This is a genomic window from Halorussus halobius (assembly GCF_004765805.1).
GTDB classification, from domain to species: Archaea; Halobacteriota; Halobacteria; order Halobacteriales; family Haladaptataceae; genus Halorussus; species Halorussus halobius.
Window position 1 is genome coordinate 225,996 of record NZ_SBIU01000004.1, and the last position, 15,971, is coordinate 241,966.

Consider the following 15,971-nt stretch of genomic DNA (forward strand, 5'->3'; position numbering starts at 1 on the left):
GCGAATCAGCCCCCGATGCTCCACAGTTGGCTGAGCAGGTACCAGTTGAGCGCGTAGGTGACGACGAACGTGGCGAAAAAGACCAGCGTGAGCAGGAAGGTGCCCCGCATGCTCATCGCGTGGACCGCGAGGCCGCCGGCGTCGCCGTCCGTCGCACTCCCGTCGCCGGTCGCGGTCCCGTCGTCGGTCGCCGGTTCGTCGCCATCGGCGGCGTCCTCGCTCGTCGCTTCCCCGTCGTCGGCCGCCGGTTCGTCGTCCTCGCGGCTCGCGTCCTCGCCTGCCGGCTCCCCGTCGGCGTCGCCACCGCCGTCGGCCGCGACGATGGGGCCGGCTCCGGTCGGGGCCGGCTCGCCCTCGTAGTCGTCGCCGAACAGCAGCGAGCCGACCGCGAGCGCGAGGAACAGCCCGCCGCCGGCGACGGCGAGGACGGCGGCGACCCCGAAGATGGCGAACAGCGGCTCGGCCGCCGCGAAGTCGAACTCCGTGCCGGGGATGTCGGTGACCGACGGGTGGCGTCGGGGGACGCCGTAGAGGACGCCCAGGTACATCATCATCAGGCAGACGACGCCCATCGCGCCGCCGTAGAGGTACGGCTGAATCGTCGCCAGCGGCTTGGCGACCCACTCCCTGCGGAAGACGAGGCGTATCACGTAGTACAGCAGGCCCATGAACGCCAGCGTCGTGCCCAGCACCACCGTCGCGTGGAAGTGGCCGGGCGTGGCGAGCGTGTTGTGCCACGTCACGTTGAGCTGCATCTGGCCCATCATGACGCCGGTGATGCCGCCGAGGAACCCGAACATCACGATGCTCAGGATGGTCGCGGAGAAGCCGGGGTCCTTCCACGGCGACGACCAGAGCCAGCCGAAGGTGCCGCCGCCCTCGTTTCTGGCCCGGCGGCCGACTTCGAGGCCGGCCGGGATGGCGAACGCGTGAATCATGGACGCGATGACCGCGCCGTACGCCGCGTAGGAGGTGTTCCACACGCGCCACGCCGACGAGAGGCCGGGGTCGGACATCAGGTGGTGGGCCGCGCCCATGTTGATGAAAAACAGGTAGAGGACGAACGCGGTCCGGGACACCTTCTCGCTGGCGACGACCGCGCCGCCGACGACGTGAGTCATGAAGTACCACACCGTTATCATCGCCAGCAGGTTTATCTGCTGTGTGCCGTGGCCCAGAATCCAGTACATCTGGCGGTACCACGCCGGGTCGAGGAACTCCACGACCCCGATGCGCCAGAAGTACGTCGGGACGAACGTGATGAGTCCGCCCACGATGGCCTCGGCCGCGACGATGGCCGCGATGAACCCGCCGAAGGTGACCAGCGGGAGGGTCGCGTTCGGCTTCGCGCGCTTCTCCTTCCATATCGTCGCGAGGAAGGGGACGGCCGCCACGAGCGCGCCCACGAGGAACACGACCACGCCGAGGTAGAAGTCGGCCGACGACGGGAGCGGCACGTAGGAGGTCAGAAGCGGAGCCTGATTCGGCTGGTCGGTGGTCCAGATGGCGTAGTTTATCACCAGCGCGCCGACCACCATCACGGCGTAGGCGACCTTCGCCACCGACTTCATCGCCAGCTTCCGGCCGAGGACGAACGGGCCGGCCACGTAGAGGATGGCGACCTCCATGAATATCATCCAGAAGATGAGCAGGTTCCACGCGTGGATGCTGGTGTACGTGTAGAAGTCCTCGGCCCCGAGGAGGCCGACCGCCTCCCACCGGGTCATCGCCACGAAGAAGGCGAAGATGCCGCCCACGAGCAGCGCCACGACGCTCGTGAGGCCGTAGAGTTTCACCATGTTCTCGGCCGACCGGTGGATGTTCAGCCCGGTCACCGAGCAGGTCCGGAAGCCGTCGGCGTCGTAGTCGCCGCGGAAGCGTCCCAACATGAAATCACTCCCGCACCGTGAACGCGCCGTGCATTGTTCGGTGGCCGACGCCGCAGAACTCGTTGCAGACGACGTGGTACGTGCCGGGGTCGTCGAACTCCATCTCGACGACCCACTCGTACTCGGGCAGCACCTGCAGCGACATCTGCTTGCTCAGGGTGTCGCCCTTCCGGACCGAGAACCCGTGCTGGACGTCGTACGAGCCGATGTGGAACTTGTAGCTCTCGCCGGCCTCCAGCACCGCCGGGAGGCCGTCCCAGCCGTAGCGCATCGCGCCGACGAACACGTCCTCGCTCGGGGGCACCAGCCCGTCGTCGGTCTCCTCGGCCTCCTCCTTGTAGGCCGCGACCTTCTCGCGGTAGTCCTCGGGGGTGACGCGCTCGGTCGGCCCGGTGGGGTTCTGGTCGCCGAGCTGGGTCCAGCCGGCCATCCAGCCGAACAGCACGGCGGCCCAGCCGCCGCTGATGCCGAGCCAGATGGTCTCCCGACGATTGACCTTCTCGGACCACCAGTCGCCGTCGGGGGAGTCGAGCGGCGAGCGCATGGCTCACCCCATCCCCACGGTCAGCAGGTCGATCAGCCCCCAGACGATGTACGACAGCGTGAAAAACAGCAGGGCGGCACCCGCCAACAGCCAGATGCTGTCGTACAGTTGCTGGGGCCACGGTACGGACTCCGGGCTCGATTCGTCGGTCGGTGTCGCGGTCATCACGCTCGAAACTCGTCCGAACGCGACAGTGGCTCTTCCCCCGAACGTGTTTCCTGCCGGTCCCAGCCGACGGGAACGCCGCGCAGATGTTCGCGACGCGCTCGGGTGCCGCCGAGGCGTTCGGTCGCCGCCGCGCTCAGTCGCCGCCGATTCGCGCGACCCGGGCCTCGCCGGAGGCGGCGTCGATGTGGACGTTGAAGGCTCCGCCGTCGTCGGTCCGGACCCGAACTATCCACGTGTTGCTCTCCCGGTAGGGGTCCTCGGGTATCCCGGCGACGTCGTGGCCCTCCTCCCGGACGGCCTCGCGGGCGCGCTCGACGGCGGTCTCGTCGTCGCGGACCGCCCGGCGCTGGCGCGCGAGGTTGACCGTCAGCACGGGCACCTCGCTGGTGCGGACGACCTGCTCGGTCACGCTCCCGAGGACGTACCGGTCGACGCCCGAGCGCCCGTGGGTCCCCATCACGAGTACGTCGGCGTCCGCCTCGTCGGCGTAGGACACGATGGTCTCGGCGGGCGACCCCTCCTCGATGGCGGTGACTACCTCGACGCCCCGGTCGTCGCCCGCCTCGACGATGCGCCGGGTCGCGTCCTCGCCCTCCTCGCGGCGCGCGCTCCGGGTCTCCTCGCGGCCGGACTCGGACGGCTGGTAGTTCAGCGCCTTCTCGTCGACGACGTACAGCGCGTGGACGGTCGCGCCGGCCAGTTCCGCGAGGTCGAACGCCTGCGAGACGACTGCCGACTGGTCGCTCCCGTCGGTCGGGACGAGGATGCGGTCGTACATGGAACGGGGTTCGACCCCGACGGTCAAAAGTCCCGTCGCTGTGCGCCCGGCCGTCGTTCGGGGTCGCCGATTCCGCGCGCGAGCGGGAGGCCGCCGACTCACGGGACGAAACGTCGTCCCGCGACCACCGACGGACGCCTACGATTCGTTTTCGGAGTCCTCGGAAAGGTCGAACGCGATGTCGTTCGGGGTATCCGGGTCGAACATCCGCGTCGTTTCCTCGAACGAGGAACCGTCCGTCAATTCGAGCGTCGTCTGTTCGGTCTTCCCCTCGCGGTCGTTCTCGTATTCGAGCGCCGCAGCCGTAATCTCGCCGGTCTCCACGTTCCGCACGATGGCGAGATGGCCCTCGTCGGCGTCGGTGTCGGCGAGCGGAACGTCGGCGAGGACGACGTTTTCCGCACCATCGACACGAGCAACCATTGCTTCCTCGGGGCGCAACGCTTCGCCGCGCCGGAGTACTTCCTCCTTCAGTTGGCCGTATTCCGGTTCTTTCGAGAGGGCTTCGAGTATCCGTTGTGCCTCATCACCTTCGAGTCTCGTGACGAGTTGGTCGTCATCTGTTGGTAAATCCGATGGCATTGTTCCTCCTCCTACAAGGATGTTAACTGGAAACCTCTCGACTTCGGTGGAAAGGTTTCGCTGTAAATCACTATTTCTATGGTCGGACTTAATACCTCTGCAAGAACCTATTAAATACTTTATTTAATATACAGATACTATAAATAACTGTCTGTGAGTTATTTGCGGTGAAATAGGAACCTACGGATTGGGTATCGGACAGAAACCAAGCCCCGGAGCGGCGCAGATTAGTTGAGGGGATGCCCCACCTTCATTTTGTCCTTGAATCACTTTACAGGCAGCGTCAACGAACTCACTACAGCTTTGGCCCATGAAGTCGATTCCGGCTGCCGAAATTGCATTACAGAGTACAAAGGAAGTTGCGTTACATCCAAGTTTCAGGATCGTACTTATCGCAGTCTTGCAAGCACTGCATGTGAGACTATCTTGAGTGTGAACACTATCACTATTATCCGCATTATACACATCTTCTATATTAATTTTCTCTGTCTTTTCTTCAAACGAGGAGCCGTCCGTCAATTCGAGCGTCGTCCGTGTCCGTTCCCCGTCTTGCTCGTTCTCGTATTCGAGCGCTGCAGCCGTAATCTCGCCAGTTTCCGCGTTCCGCACGATGGCGAGATGCCCGTCGTCGGCGTCGGTGTCGGCGAGCGGAACGTCGGCGAGGACGACGTTCTGTTCACCGTCGACGCGAGCGATCAGTGCTTCCTCGGGGAGCAACGTTTCCCCGCGCTGGATTACCTTCTTCTTGAGCTGGTCGTATTTCGGTTCTTTCGAGAGGTCTTCAAATACCCGTTGTGCCTCGTCGCCCTCAAGCTTCGTAACGAACTGTTCACTCTCTTCTGGGTGTGCCTGTACTTTGCTAGCACCAAAGGCACCAACCGCTCCCGTTGCCCCAAGGGATTTGACGAAATCACGCCTATTGATATTTGAACTACTCGTTTTCTCCTTCTGCTCGCCTAGGTTATTTTCTCTACTCATACAGATTCATTATTATAATATAGTAACTTAATTATTTTGGCTAGATTCGATATAGGAATAGCTCGGACTTCCGCCAAGTTTCGTCAGGACGCCGCCACTTGCTCCGTTCCAAATCCGTCGCCTCGGATACCTTCTACGAGGCGGCCGTTCGTATTCCTGGAGGTAGGATGCTGGAACCAGAGTGCGACAGAAGTACGACGCCCTGTAACGCTCTCGTTCTCGTCGCCCGCTATTCAAATCGGTCCAGTCCCGACTGTCGCCTCGCTTTGCCCTCCGGCTCGGCGACCCACGGCGTCCGGCCGTCTCGCGCCCCGGCAACGTCGACCTCGGGCGGGTCGGCGGGGTCGTGGCCCGGACACGACGGCCCGCAGTTCGCGGGGTTCACGAGTCGGTCCTTCCACGCGCAGTAGGGCAGGCCCTCGCTCCCCTCGCGCGCGACGCGCTCGGCTTCGGCGCAGGCCGGAAAGTCGTCCGGCCGCCACCCCTTGCCGTAGGCGCGCTCGGCCATCCGGCGGCGTCGGCGAGCTTTCGCCTCGGGCGAGGCGACCGCCACGTCGGTCCGCAGCGGGTGGCGGTCGCGCAGTTCCACGCCCGCCTCGTCGCTCGCCAGCGGTTCGGCCGCCCGGACGACCTCCCGCTCGCCCGTCTCGGGGTCGAACCGCCAGATGCCGACCTGCTCGGGGATGCGGTTGCGGTGCGCGCCGGTGACGTAGCTCTCGGTGGCGAGGACCACCTCGTCGACCAGCGCGAGGCTGACGTCCTTCCGGAGCTGAAGTTCGAGGTCGCCCGGACTGCCGAGGTCGGGCTTGTTCTCGACGCCGACGAGTCGCCCGAACCAGTCGTCGGGGTAGCGTGCGACCTGTCGGACGCCGCCGCCGACCGCGCGCTCGAAGAAGCCCAGTTCCACCGCGCGCTCGGCCACCCGGCGGGCGCGCTCGGGCGGCGCGTCGATGGCGGTCGTGGGGTCGCGCGCCCGCCCGACCCCGACGTCGCTCTCGACGGCGGCGTGCGGGATGGTCTCGGGCGTCAGCGCCGCGCGCTCGGCCATCTCCGGCCCGGGGTCGACTACCAGCACGTCGAGGACCCGGTTGGCCGGCGCGCGGACGCCGCCGCCGATCTGGCGGGCCACCACGGCCTCCTCGCGGGCTTCGAGGTGCGCGCACAGCGCCAACTCGAATGGATACTCGCGCACGGCCGTTCCTCCGGACCGAGCGCAAAAAAGCGTCGCGCTCGATTCGGCGAGCGCGCCCGACCCGCTTGCGTCGGGCGCGAGCGATTCACCGCGTTCGTTCGAGCGCCGCGACCACCGCGCGGACGACGACCAGCGGGAGCGCGAACGTCAGCCCGATGGCGGCGGCCCAGCCCGCCAGCAGCGCGGGCACCGTCACCGGGACGAGCACTGCCGCCGCCGCGAACGCCGCGCCGACGACCAGCGCCGAGCCCACCAGCGACAGCGCGGCGGTTATGGGGAGTGCGACGCCCACGAGCGTCGAGTCGGTGCGTCGACCGTGCCGAGCGCGGACCGCAGGCGGGGTCCGCCGGAGTCGGATTGCGTGCTTCATCGGCCTGTCCTCACTCGTCGGTAGGCGACCCGACCCCAAAAGTGTAATCTGAATAATATTTCTGTAGCCCGCGTTACCGGAATCGGCTTCTGTAGCTCTCTCGTCAGTTTCGGTCAGGCGCGCGGGTCGCGGTCCGGTCCCGGATACTCGCCGCCCTCGACCGCCTCGTACAGCGATTCGGCGTCGAACAGCGCCACGAACCCCTCGGGCGTCTTCACGCTCACGTTCAGCCGCGAGCCCAGCGCCGCGCCGACCTGTGCGCCTCGCAACCCCTCGTCGCCGCTGAGGACGTGGGCGGCCCGCCCGCGGTACGCGCTCGCCAGCGCCGGGTGGTCGCCCGGCGGATGCTCGACCGCGACGCGCAGGTCCTCGATTCGCTCGCGCCACGCGGCCGCGAGGTCGGCGTCCGCGAGGTCGGCGACGACGGCCTCGGCGTCGTCGAGCAACGAATCGCTGGCGACCAGTTCGAGCCACGAGTGGCTCCGAATCTCGTCCATGGCCTCGCGGGCGGGGTTGCCGGTGGTCTCGCCGGCGAGCAGGTCCGCGACCAGCACGTCGGCGTCGGCGACGATTCGCGCGGGGTCGGTCTCGGGCGTCTCAGGCATCGTCGGCCTCCCCGTCGGTCGTCTCGCCGCCGCGGCGCGCGTCGAGGCGCTCGCGAATCGTCTCCGGGTCGGTCCGGTGGGAGTCGGCCCGCTCGAAGAGGTCGGCCCAGGTCATGCGCGATACTCGGGGTCGGGCGAGGAAAGGTCTCCCGGCTTGAGGCGAAGGGACGACCGGACCACCGGACGTTTAAATACAATTACGCATAAGATGGACACATGACGAACATCGTGAAGGACCGAGCGCACAGCGACGGCGCGCCCACCATCGAGGGAACCGGCATCCGGGTCGTCAACGTCGCCTGTGCCTACGAACACAACGGCTACTCTCCCGACGAGATCGCCGAGTTCTATCCGGCCCTCTCGCTGGAAGACATCCACTCCGCGATTGCGTACTACTACGGACACATCGAGGAGTTTCGGGGCGTCGACCCCGACGTGGACCGCGATACCGAGACGCCCGCATGATATACGCCGACGAGAACGTCTGGCAACCCGTCGCCGACGGACTCCGACGACGGGGCTGGAACGTTGCGACCGCACTCGACGAGGAGACATTGGGCTACTCGGACGCGGAACACCCCGCGCTGGAACGCCCCGCCGGTCAGGCCCTCCCGAACGAGATTATCTACGCGTGACCGGCCCGGACCGACGATAACTGCGAAAACCGTCCCCGATTACGACCCGCCGAACGCGTTCGTCTCGACCGTCTGCGTGTAGCTCATCGAGTCGAGGTCGACCGTGTACTGCTGGCCGCGGTACTCGACGACGGCGTAGTAGGACACCGACAGCTCCGAGCGCTCGCCGTTTTCGAGGTGGCCGACCCACCAGTCGGGGATGCGGTCGTTGTCGAGGTACCCCGTGGCGTTCACGCTCCGGGACTCCCCGCCGGGGACGGTCTCGCCCACCGAGGCCTCGTCGTCGGCCAGCACCACGCCGCCCGCCCGGACCTCGTAGCCGAACGACTCGACGGTCAGCGGCCGCGAGCGCTCGTTGTGGACCTCGCCGCCGACAAGCATCGGCGTCCGGTCGGTCGTGGGTTCGCCCCACCGGGCGTCCATCCCGTCGAGCGTGGCGACCGTGCGACCCCGCACGGCGACCTCCTCGCTCGACCCCGAGAAGCCCGCGAGCAGGTCGGTCTCGAAGGTCGTGTCGTCGGCGGGGAGCGCGACCGGGACCTCGGCGAACCCGAGGTCGGCGCGCACGTCCGCGTCGGTGGTCAGGTCGGTCTGCTCGTCGTTCTCGACGTGGCTCGTCCACCACTCGACGATGGTGTCGTCGCCGACCTCGCCCGCGAACGCCAGTTCGTTCTCGCCCGGGCCGAGGGTGGCTTCCGACTCGGCGTCGAGCAGCGTCGCGTCGTTGGCGTTCACCCGATAGCTGGCGTTTAGCGGAATCTCGCCGAGCGCCGAGTCGGCGTCGTTGGGGTTGGTCACCGTGACCCGGTTGGAGAACCGCGTGCCAGCGTCGGTGGCGGTCCAGTCGCGCTCGACCGACCCGACCGTCGGCGGCTCGAAGTCGACGCCCTCGGACGTCCCGAGCGACCGGGTGTCGGCCGCGCCGCCACCGAGAACGTCGGTCTGGAACGCGACGCGCTGGCTCATGAACGGGAGCGGGACGCGCTCGGTCCCCGCGTCGGTCTCGGCGACCGCGAACACCTCCACGTCGAGGGTGGTGTTCTCGCCGTTCCGGAGGTGGCTGACCCACCACTCGTCGAGCTTCCGGTTGTCGAGCGCCGAGTCGATGCGGATGGTCCCGGTCGAGCCGGCCCCGACCTCGACGCCCCCGTCGGTGGTGTCCTCGGCCACGACGACGTCGTTCATCGACACGCGGTAGCCCAGCGTCGAGAACGACACCGGCGCGTCGTTGGGGTTGCGGACAGACGCGGAGAACGACAGCGGCGTCCGGTTCTCGGTCGCCTCGCCCCACGAGGCGTCGGTGCCGGTCACGGTCAGCAGCGTGCTGTTCCCGACCGCGACCGACTGGTTGTCGTCGCTCTCGAACGAGGAGAGCATGTCGGTCTCGAACGTCCGGTTCTGGGCGGGAATCGCCCGCGAGAGGAACCCGGCGTCGACCGTGGGCCGGACCGAGACGGTCGTGCGCTCGCCGGCGTTGATGTGGCTGGCCCACCACGCCGGAATCTTCCGGTTGTCGATGTCGGTCTCGATCGTCACCTCGTTCCGCCCGGGCGAGAGGCTGAGTCCGCCGCTGGACCCGGACGCGACGGTGACGTCGTTCATCGCCACGTCGTAGGAGACGCCCGCCACGCCGGGGACGCCCACGCCGCTCGGATTGTCGACGACGACGGTCGTCCGGATGCCGGTGCGGTCGTCGGTCACCTCGCCCCACTCGTTGTCGATGGACTCGACGGTGGGCGGCTCCGGATTTACGGCTCCGGTCGCGAGCGCCGCGCCGATGCCTGCGGTCGTGACCACCAGTCCCGCCACGAGGACGGCCGCGACCTTGCCGGCGGTCGAGCCGAGGACGCTCATCGTTCCACCCCGAATCCGTGTTCGCGTGCCATGTGCCGGGGTTTCGATGCCACCCCTAAGTAACTTTCTCGCGTCCGAGGCCGCGGGACGGCCGGCTTTCGGGTCCGCGAGGCGTCCGCCGGCCGTCGGCGGTCCGGCCTCCGGGACCACCCCGCGCGTAACCGAATCCAGTCACTCTGTCGCCCGTCCGTAGCCGATTCCGGGAGCTCGTAACCTCCACCGGTTACGTCCGGAGGGAAACAGTTATGGCTCTCTCGCCGGTCGTTGTTCCCTATACGATGCAACGCCGGAGATTCGTTCGAGCGGTCGGGACCGGTGCTGTTCTCGGGCTGGCCGGCTGTACCGGCCGGAACGACTCGCAGAGCGGGGCCGCGACCACGGACGCGACCGCCACCACGCAGGACGGGACCGCGGGTCAGGGGTCGGGACAGGTCGGCGACGGCGAGCTCGTGCTGGCGACCACGACCAGCACGTACGACACCGGCCTCCTCGACGCACTTCACCCCACCTTCGAGGAGGAGTACGGGATCGCCGTCAAGACGGTCCCGAAGGGGACCGGCGCGTCCATCCGGACCGCGCGCGACGGCGACGCCGACGTCATCCTGGTCCACGCCCGGGGCGCGGAGGACGAGTTCATGCGGGACGGAATCGGCGTCAACCGGCGGGACGTGATGTTCAACGACTTCGTCGTCGTCGGGCCGGACGACGACCCGGCCGGAATAAACGGGATGGACAGCGCGACGGAGGCGTTCACCACTATCGCCGAGGAGGGCGCGACCTTCGTCTCCCGGGGCGACGACTCGGGCACCAACAAGAAGGAACTGGTCGTCTGGGAGGAGTCGGGCACCGACCCCGGCGGCCGGTGGTACCGCGAGATCGGCAAGGGCATGGGCGACACGCTGGTACAGGCCGACCAGACCGGGGCGTACACCCTGGCCGACCGGGGGACCTACCTCTCGATGCAGGACGAAATCGGCCTGACCGTCCACGTGCAGGGACCGCTCGAAGGCGGGCCGGTCGTCCTCAAGAACCCCTACGGCGTGATGGCGGTCAACCCCGCGGTCCACTCGAACGTCAACTACGAGGCCGCGATGGCGTACGTCGGCTTCCTCACGAGCCCCGAGACCCAGTCGACGATAGGGAACTACACCGCGAACGGTTCGCAGTTGTTCTTCCCGAACGCGCTCGCCGAGGACCCCGACTTCGGCCAGTACGTGCCCGAGGGCTACTCCGCCGAGCAGGCCGAGTCGCTGTCGGAGGCCGACGAGCGCTACCTGCACTGGGTCGAAACGCGGGTTCCGAACGACGACTGACCGGATGCTCGACCCCAGTCTCGCGTCGCCGCTCGCGCCGGTCGCGCTCCAGCTCGACCCCGCGGTTCCGCTCCAGTTCGACCCCGCGGTCCCGCTACAGGCCCGGCTCCCCGAGGGCGGCTGGACCTACGTCGTCAGCGTCGTGGTGGTGTCGCTGCAGGTGAGCCTGACGGCGGTGGCGCTCAGCGCGCTGGTCAGCCTCCCGGTCGCGCTCGCGGTCGGGTTCACCGACTTCCCGGGCAAGCGGCTCGTGACCGCCGTCATCAACACCGGCATGGGGTTTCCCAGCGTCGTGGTCGGCCTGCTCGTGTTGCTGGCGGTGTCGAACAGCGGGCCGTTCGGCGACCTCGGGCTGGCGTTCACCCCGGAGGCGATGATACTCTCGCAGTTCGTGCTGGCGACGCCGGTGGTCACCAGCATCAGCCTCTCGGCGGTCGAGGGCGTCGACCAGTCGGTCCGGGACGCCGCCTACGCGATGGGCGGGACGAGCCGCGACGTCGGCCTCGTCGTGGTCAAGGAGGCCCGGTACGGCATCGTGACCGCGATTCTGGCGGGATTCGGCCGGGCCATCAGCGAGGTGGGGTCCATCCTCATCGTCGGGGGCAACATCGTGTTCAGCGACGGCTCGTCGTACACCCGGACGCTCACGACCGCCATCACGGTGGAGGCCCGACAGGGCCGGTACGAGGTCGGGCTGGTGCTCGGCGCGGTGTTGCTCGCGGTCGTACTGGGCGTGAACGCGTTCGGATCGTGGCTCCGGGACAAGGGCCGCGGGGAGGGGTCGGCGTGAGTCCCCACCGGGCGGTCGCCACGGGACGCCCCACGGAGGGGTCGGCGTGACCCTGCGCGCGACCGACGCGTCGATGGCGTTCGACGCCGACGAAGTGCTGGAAGCGGTCTCTATCGAAGCCGAACCGGGCGAAATCGTGACGCTGGTCGGCCCGTCCGGGACGGGCAAGACCACGTTGCTCCGCCTGCTCGCGCTGTTCGAGCGCCCGGATTCGGGAACCGTCTCGTGGGACGGCGCGGACGTGTGGGACCTGTCCGACGACGACCGGCTCGCGGTCCGGCGGCGTCTCGGCATGGTGTTCCAGGAGCCGAGCCTGTTCAACGCGCCGGTGGCTCGGAACGTCGCGTACGGGCTACGGGTCCGCCAGCCGTGGCGCGACCGGCTGGCTCGGGAGCTGCGTGGGGCTGCCGGGGCGGCGACCCGGAACCTGCATCGGGTCGTCGGAGCGACGGCGGACGCGGTGCCGGTCCACCGCAATCGATTCGACTGGCTCGACCGTGGCTTTCGGCGAATCGCGCCGGACGCCGACCCGCCCGAGGCCGTCGCGGCCGCCCTGGAGCAGGTGGGCCTCGCGGACAGGCGCGACCAGAACGCGCTGTCGCTGTCGGGCGGCGAGGCCCAGCGGGTCGCGTTCGCGCGGGCGCTGGCGGTCGAGCCCGACGTCCTGTTGCTCGACGAGCCCACGTCGAACCTCGACCCGCGGAACACGGCGGTCCTCGAGGACGCTATCGGCGAGGCGGCCGCCGACGGCGTGGGGGTCGTTATCGCTACCCACGACATGCACCAGGCCGAGCGCGTCGCCGACCGAGTGGTGTTCCTGCTCGACGGCGAGACGGTCGAGCGCGGCCCGCCCGAGCAACTGTTCGAGGACCCCGCGGACCCGCGGACCCGACAGTTCGTCCGCGGCGAACTGCTGTACGGCGATGACGGGCGTGAGCGCGACCGGAACGAAGTGGATGCGAGCGGGTGAGTCAGTCCGACTCGACGGTCGCGACCGTGGTCGTGGCGTCCATCGCCTCGTGGACCACCTCGACGGTCCCGGGCAGGCGTCCCTCGAAGGTGGCGGTGACCTCGTAGTCGATCTCCGTGACGCACTCGGCACACGCCTCCGACCCCTCCGCCCTGGTCGAGACGACGGTCAAAGCGAGCGCGTCGGCCTCGGCGTCGTAGCTCGCGTCTTCGAGTTCCGCGACGTAACAGGCGTCCGAGCCCGCGATGGTTCCCGCGACGTCGACCGCGAGGTCGGCCGCGCGGAACGCGACCTCGGCCTCGTTGGCGGGCTGACCACAGTCCGAGTCGACGACGTCGAGCGACGCGTCGGTCAGCGTCGCGGCCCCGGTCGCCGCGGTGGTCGATTCGCCGGTCGTCCCGGACGCTCGCTCCGTCTCGGTCGAGTCCCCGGCCGTCGTCTCCCCCACCTCGTCGGCGGCGTCCCGGTACTCGCCCAGACAGCCCGCGAACGCGGCGGTTCCCATCGCGACACCCGCGGACGCGAGCAGTTCGCGTCGGTCCATACCGGGACTCACGACGCCCTCTTTCAAAACAGTCACGGAGAGAAAAATAGTCGTTTGAGTTTGAGTCGCTATCCCACGCCGGTACGCAGACCGTAACCCCTATTAGTGGAACCGGCCAAGGGTGAGTCGAGTCCTGATAGGGTAGTGGACTATCCTCTTGGCTTGCGGAGCCAGGGACCGGAGTTCAAATCTCCGTCAGGACGTTCATTCCTTTCGACGGCTCCGCTTCGCTCAGCCGTCGCTGCGTCGTTCACGTCCTGCCGTGCCCCCGCTCACTTCGTTCGCGGGGACTCCGTCCGGCCGTTTTCACGGAGTTCGTCCGCGAGAACCCTCTGTGGCTCTCGCACCCCTGCGTCGCGGAAACGCCACTACGGAGATTTGAGCAGGAAGTCGCAGCCCGGCCGAAGGCCGCACGCCCGGACCGGCTTCACGAGTTCAAATCCCCGTCAGGACGTCTCTGCGTAGCGCACCGACGACCAGCGTGGCGAGGCGGCTGGACGAGTGCGGGCGCGGTGCGGTTTCTCCTCTGTAGAGAGCGAAGCGAGCTCGTTCGCGACGGCGGTGAACGCGTCGGGGGAAGCTAGCTACTGCCTCGACTGATGAGAACCGCGACCGCGAGCCGCACGCCTCCCAGCCTCCTCGCTCACGTTCGTTCGCGCGCCGGATTCGGAATCCGGGCGCAAACCCGGCGTTCGGGACGAACGCGACGAGCGAGAACCGGTGGCGACGAACCGGGAGGCTTAGCACGCCGACCCCCGAACCACCGGACCAGAGATGCTCACCATCCGGAACGCGACGCTGGCCGACGGCCGAACCGTGGACGTGCGCGTGGACACGTCCGCCGGGCGCATCGCGGCCGTCGGCTCGACGCTCACCCACTCGGGCGACTCGATAGACGCCACGGGAAAGCTCCTCCTGCCGGGGATGATAGACGCCCACGTCCACTTCCGCGAGCCCGGCTTCGCCCACAAGGAGACGTGGGCGTCGGGGAGCAAGTCGGCGGTCGCCGGCGGCGTCACCACCGTCGTCGACCAGCCCAACACCGACCCGCCGACCGTCGACGGCGACAGCTTCGACCGGAAGGCCGACCTCGCGGCCGACTCGTACGTCGACTACGGCATCAACGGCGGGGTCACGTCCGACTGGGAGCCCGAGGAACTGTTCGACCGCCCGATACTCGCGCTCGGCGAGGTGTTCCTCGCGGACTCGACCGGCGACATGGGCATCGACGAGGGGCTGTTCCGCGAGGCGGTCGCGGCCGCCTCGGACAACTACCGGGTCGTGACGGTCCACGCCGAGGACGCCGACCTGTTCGACGAAGCCGCCACGGACCGGGCCGGAGACGACTACGACGCGTGGAGCGCCTACCGGACCGCCGAGGCCGAGGTCGCGGCGGTCGAGCGCGCGGTCGAGATCGGCGCGGACCTCGACGCGCGAATCCACGTCGCCCACACCAGCACGCCCGAGGGCGTCGACGCCGCGGCCGAGGGCGGCGCGACCTGCGAGGTGACGCCCCACCACCTGTTCCTGTCCCGGGAGGACTACGACGACCTGGGCACCTTCGGGCGGATGAACCCGCCGCTCCGGAGCGAGGCGCGCCGCGAGGCCCTCTTCGAGCGCGTGGCCGACGGCACGGTCGACGTGGTCGCGACCGACCACGCCCCTCACACTCGCGAGGAGAAAGACGCCGGCATCTGGGACGCACCGAGCGGCGTTCCGGGCGTCGAGACCGCCCTGCCCCTACTGCTCGAGCAGGCCCGACAGGGCGCGCTGAGCTACGAGCGCGTCCGGGACCTCACGGCCGCTAACCCAGCCGACGTGTTCGGCCTGACCCGCAAGGGCCGGGTCGAGCAGGGGCTGATGGCCGACCTCGTGCTGGTCGACCCCGACGAGTCCCGCGAGATTCGCGGCGAGGACCGCCACTCGAACTGTGACTGGACGCCCTTCGAGGGCATGCAGGGCGTGTTCCCCGAACGCACGATAGTTCGCGGGCGTGTCGTCTACGAGCGCGGCGAGGACGGCGAGCGCTTCGGGGAGCCGGTCGGCCAGAACGTGCGGGGCTGAGGGCGTTCGGACCCCGAGAGACGGTCGGCTATCGAGCGAATCCGACACTCGCCAAGCGAACGCCCGCCGACGTGCCGACTTTCTGGCCGTTTGAACTGCTTTCTGAAGGATAGAAAGACGGTCGTGGCGTTCTCTAGAGCGGAATTGAATATATTGCCCGAAGAGCGGCAGTTATGTGTGAACATCCCATACGAAGTATCGTCGGCGAACCGCCGCCGACTGTGGTATCGTCCGCCGAACGCACCTGGCCACCGGCCAGAACCGGGTACTCGTCCGTAACCGCGAGGTCACTTACCCACATTCCTCGCGCTTTCGAGGCCGACGACCGGCCGACGGTGCGGTGCTGGCTCAGACGAGTCCGCCGACCGCCACGGTCGCGACGCTCGCGCCTACCATGCCGCCAGCGCCGATGCTCCCCAGAACGACCATCGCCTGCCGGGAGTCGGCCTCGGACCAATCCGACCCGCCGCCGAGATGCTTCTGGACGTTCTCGACGCCGTCGCCGGCGAACACCGACCCCGACCAGCCGAGCAGCGAGAAACCGAACACCAGCGCCGCGACCGCGAACACCGTCTCGCTGGCGAATCCGACCGACTCGCCGGCGACCACGATTACCGGGACCGCGACGCCGGCCGCGAGTGCGCCGACGAGGAGCGCGCGCCCGACGAGGCGACCGCGTTCGCGGCGCTCCATGG

General features: G+C 68.2%; 19 protein-coding genes and 1 tRNA gene. 7 read left to right on the top strand and 13 right to left on the bottom strand.

Features of this window, described 5'->3' with window-relative positions:
• Positions 1-5 precede the first annotated feature (5 nt).
• The 10 genes from EPL03_RS12970 to EPL03_RS20655 form a co-directional block, all read right to left on the bottom strand.
• Positions 6-1,889: a cytochrome c oxidase subunit I gene (locus EPL03_RS12970; protein ID WP_135830006.1), complete on the bottom strand. Its 1,884-nt coding sequence runs from the start codon at positions 1,887-1,889 to the stop codon at positions 6-8.
• A 4-nt stretch (positions 1,890-1,893) separates the two neighbouring features.
• Complete coding sequence (locus tag EPL03_RS12975; RefSeq protein ID WP_135829763.1) at positions 1,894-2,433, bottom strand: cupredoxin domain-containing protein; 540 nt, start codon at positions 2,431-2,433, stop codon at positions 1,894-1,896.
• A 3-nt stretch (positions 2,434-2,436) separates the two neighbouring features.
• A complete protein-coding gene (locus tag EPL03_RS20060; RefSeq protein WP_168216258.1) occupies positions 2,437-2,598 on the bottom strand; it encodes a hypothetical protein in 162 nt (53 codons plus the stop codon).
• A 136-nt stretch (positions 2,599-2,734) separates the two neighbouring features.
• Positions 2,735-3,379, bottom strand: coding sequence for a universal stress protein (locus EPL03_RS12980; protein ID WP_135829764.1), 645 nt, complete (start codon positions 3,377-3,379; stop codon positions 2,735-2,737).
• Positions 3,380-3,517: 138 nt separating this feature from the next.
• Positions 3,518-3,961 carry a hypothetical protein gene (locus EPL03_RS12985; protein ID WP_135829765.1) on the bottom strand — a complete coding sequence of 148 codons (444 nt, stop codon included), beginning with the start codon at positions 3,959-3,961 and terminating at the stop codon, positions 3,518-3,520.
• A 180-nt stretch (positions 3,962-4,141) separates the two neighbouring features.
• Positions 4,142-4,939 (bottom strand): twin-arginine translocation signal domain-containing protein, encoded by a 798-nt coding sequence (locus EPL03_RS12990; protein WP_135829766.1) that lies wholly within the window; start codon positions 4,937-4,939, stop codon positions 4,142-4,144.
• Positions 4,940-5,168: 229 nt separating this feature from the next.
• On the bottom strand, positions 5,169-6,131 hold the full coding sequence (locus EPL03_RS12995) for a DUF5787 family protein (RefSeq protein ID WP_135829767.1): 963 nt from the start codon (positions 6,129-6,131) through the stop codon (positions 5,169-5,171).
• A gap of 85 nt (positions 6,132-6,216) precedes the next feature.
• Entirely contained in the window at positions 6,217-6,501 is a 285-nt protein-coding gene (locus EPL03_RS13000) for a hypothetical protein (RefSeq protein ID WP_135829768.1), read from the bottom strand.
• A 113-nt stretch (positions 6,502-6,614) separates the two neighbouring features.
• Positions 6,615-7,106: a DUF7384 family protein gene (locus EPL03_RS13005; protein WP_135829769.1), complete on the bottom strand. Its 492-nt coding sequence runs from the start codon at positions 7,104-7,106 to the stop codon at positions 6,615-6,617.
• Positions 7,099-7,221 (bottom strand): hypothetical protein, encoded by a 123-nt coding sequence (locus EPL03_RS20655; RefSeq protein ID WP_280178861.1) that lies wholly within the window; start codon positions 7,219-7,221, stop codon positions 7,099-7,101. The genes EPL03_RS13005 and EPL03_RS20655 overlap by 8 nt, the downstream gene beginning before the upstream one ends.
• 101 nt (positions 7,222-7,322) lie before the next feature.
• On the opposite strand from EPL03_RS20655, the gene EPL03_RS13010 reads away from it, so the two are divergent.
• Positions 7,323-7,571, top strand: coding sequence for a DUF433 domain-containing protein (locus EPL03_RS13010; protein ID WP_135829770.1), 249 nt, complete (start codon positions 7,323-7,325; stop codon positions 7,569-7,571).
• On the top strand, positions 7,568-7,741 hold the full coding sequence (locus EPL03_RS20065) for a hypothetical protein (protein ID WP_168216259.1): 174 nt from the start codon (positions 7,568-7,570) through the stop codon (positions 7,739-7,741). The genes EPL03_RS13010 and EPL03_RS20065 overlap by 4 nt, the downstream gene beginning before the upstream one ends.
• 39 nt (positions 7,742-7,780) lie before the next feature.
• Here the strand turns inward: EPL03_RS20065 and EPL03_RS13015 are convergent, their stop codons facing one another.
• Positions 7,781-9,595 (bottom strand): LEA type 2 family protein, encoded by a 1,815-nt coding sequence (locus EPL03_RS13015; protein WP_135829771.1) that lies wholly within the window; start codon positions 9,593-9,595, stop codon positions 7,781-7,783.
• A 278-nt stretch (positions 9,596-9,873) separates the two neighbouring features.
• Between EPL03_RS13015 and EPL03_RS13020 the strand changes: the two genes are divergently transcribed.
• The 3 genes from EPL03_RS13020 to EPL03_RS13030 are packed head-to-tail and all read left to right on the top strand — an operon-like array spanning position 9,874 to position 12,668.
• Positions 9,874-10,908: an ABC transporter substrate-binding protein gene (locus EPL03_RS13020; protein WP_135829772.1), complete on the top strand. Its 1,035-nt coding sequence runs from the start codon at positions 9,874-9,876 to the stop codon at positions 10,906-10,908.
• A gap of 4 nt (positions 10,909-10,912) precedes the next feature.
• Positions 10,913-11,698 (top strand): ABC transporter permease, encoded by a 786-nt coding sequence (locus EPL03_RS13025; RefSeq protein ID WP_135829773.1) that lies wholly within the window; start codon positions 10,913-10,915, stop codon positions 11,696-11,698.
• Positions 11,699-11,744: 46 nt separating this feature from the next.
• The gene (locus tag EPL03_RS13030; RefSeq protein ID WP_135829774.1) at positions 11,745-12,668 is read left to right on the top strand and encodes an amino acid ABC transporter ATP-binding protein; all 924 of its coding nucleotides are present in this window, start codon (positions 11,745-11,747) and stop codon (positions 12,666-12,668) included.
• 1 nt (position 12,669) lies between these two features.
• Here EPL03_RS13030 and EPL03_RS13035 read toward each other — a convergent pair whose 3' ends face one another.
• Complete coding sequence (locus tag EPL03_RS13035) at positions 12,670-13,212, bottom strand: hypothetical protein (RefSeq protein ID WP_135829775.1); 543 nt, start codon at positions 13,210-13,212, stop codon at positions 12,670-12,672.
• A 130-nt stretch (positions 13,213-13,342) separates the two neighbouring features.
• On the opposite strand from EPL03_RS13035, the gene EPL03_RS13040 reads away from it, so the two are divergent.
• Both EPL03_RS13040 and EPL03_RS13045 read left to right on the top strand, forming a co-directional pair.
• Positions 13,343-13,415 (top strand) — tRNA-Arg (locus EPL03_RS13040).
• A gap of 571 nt (positions 13,416-13,986) precedes the next feature.
• The gene (locus tag EPL03_RS13045; protein ID WP_135829776.1) at positions 13,987-15,276 is read left to right on the top strand and encodes a dihydroorotase; all 1,290 of its coding nucleotides are present in this window, start codon (positions 13,987-13,989) and stop codon (positions 15,274-15,276) included.
• A gap of 348 nt (positions 15,277-15,624) precedes the next feature.
• Here EPL03_RS13045 and EPL03_RS13050 read toward each other — a convergent pair whose 3' ends face one another.
• Positions 15,625-15,969, bottom strand: coding sequence for a DUF7268 family protein (locus EPL03_RS13050; RefSeq protein WP_135829777.1), 345 nt, complete (start codon positions 15,967-15,969; stop codon positions 15,625-15,627).
• Between the last annotated feature and the right edge of the window lie 2 nt (positions 15,970-15,971).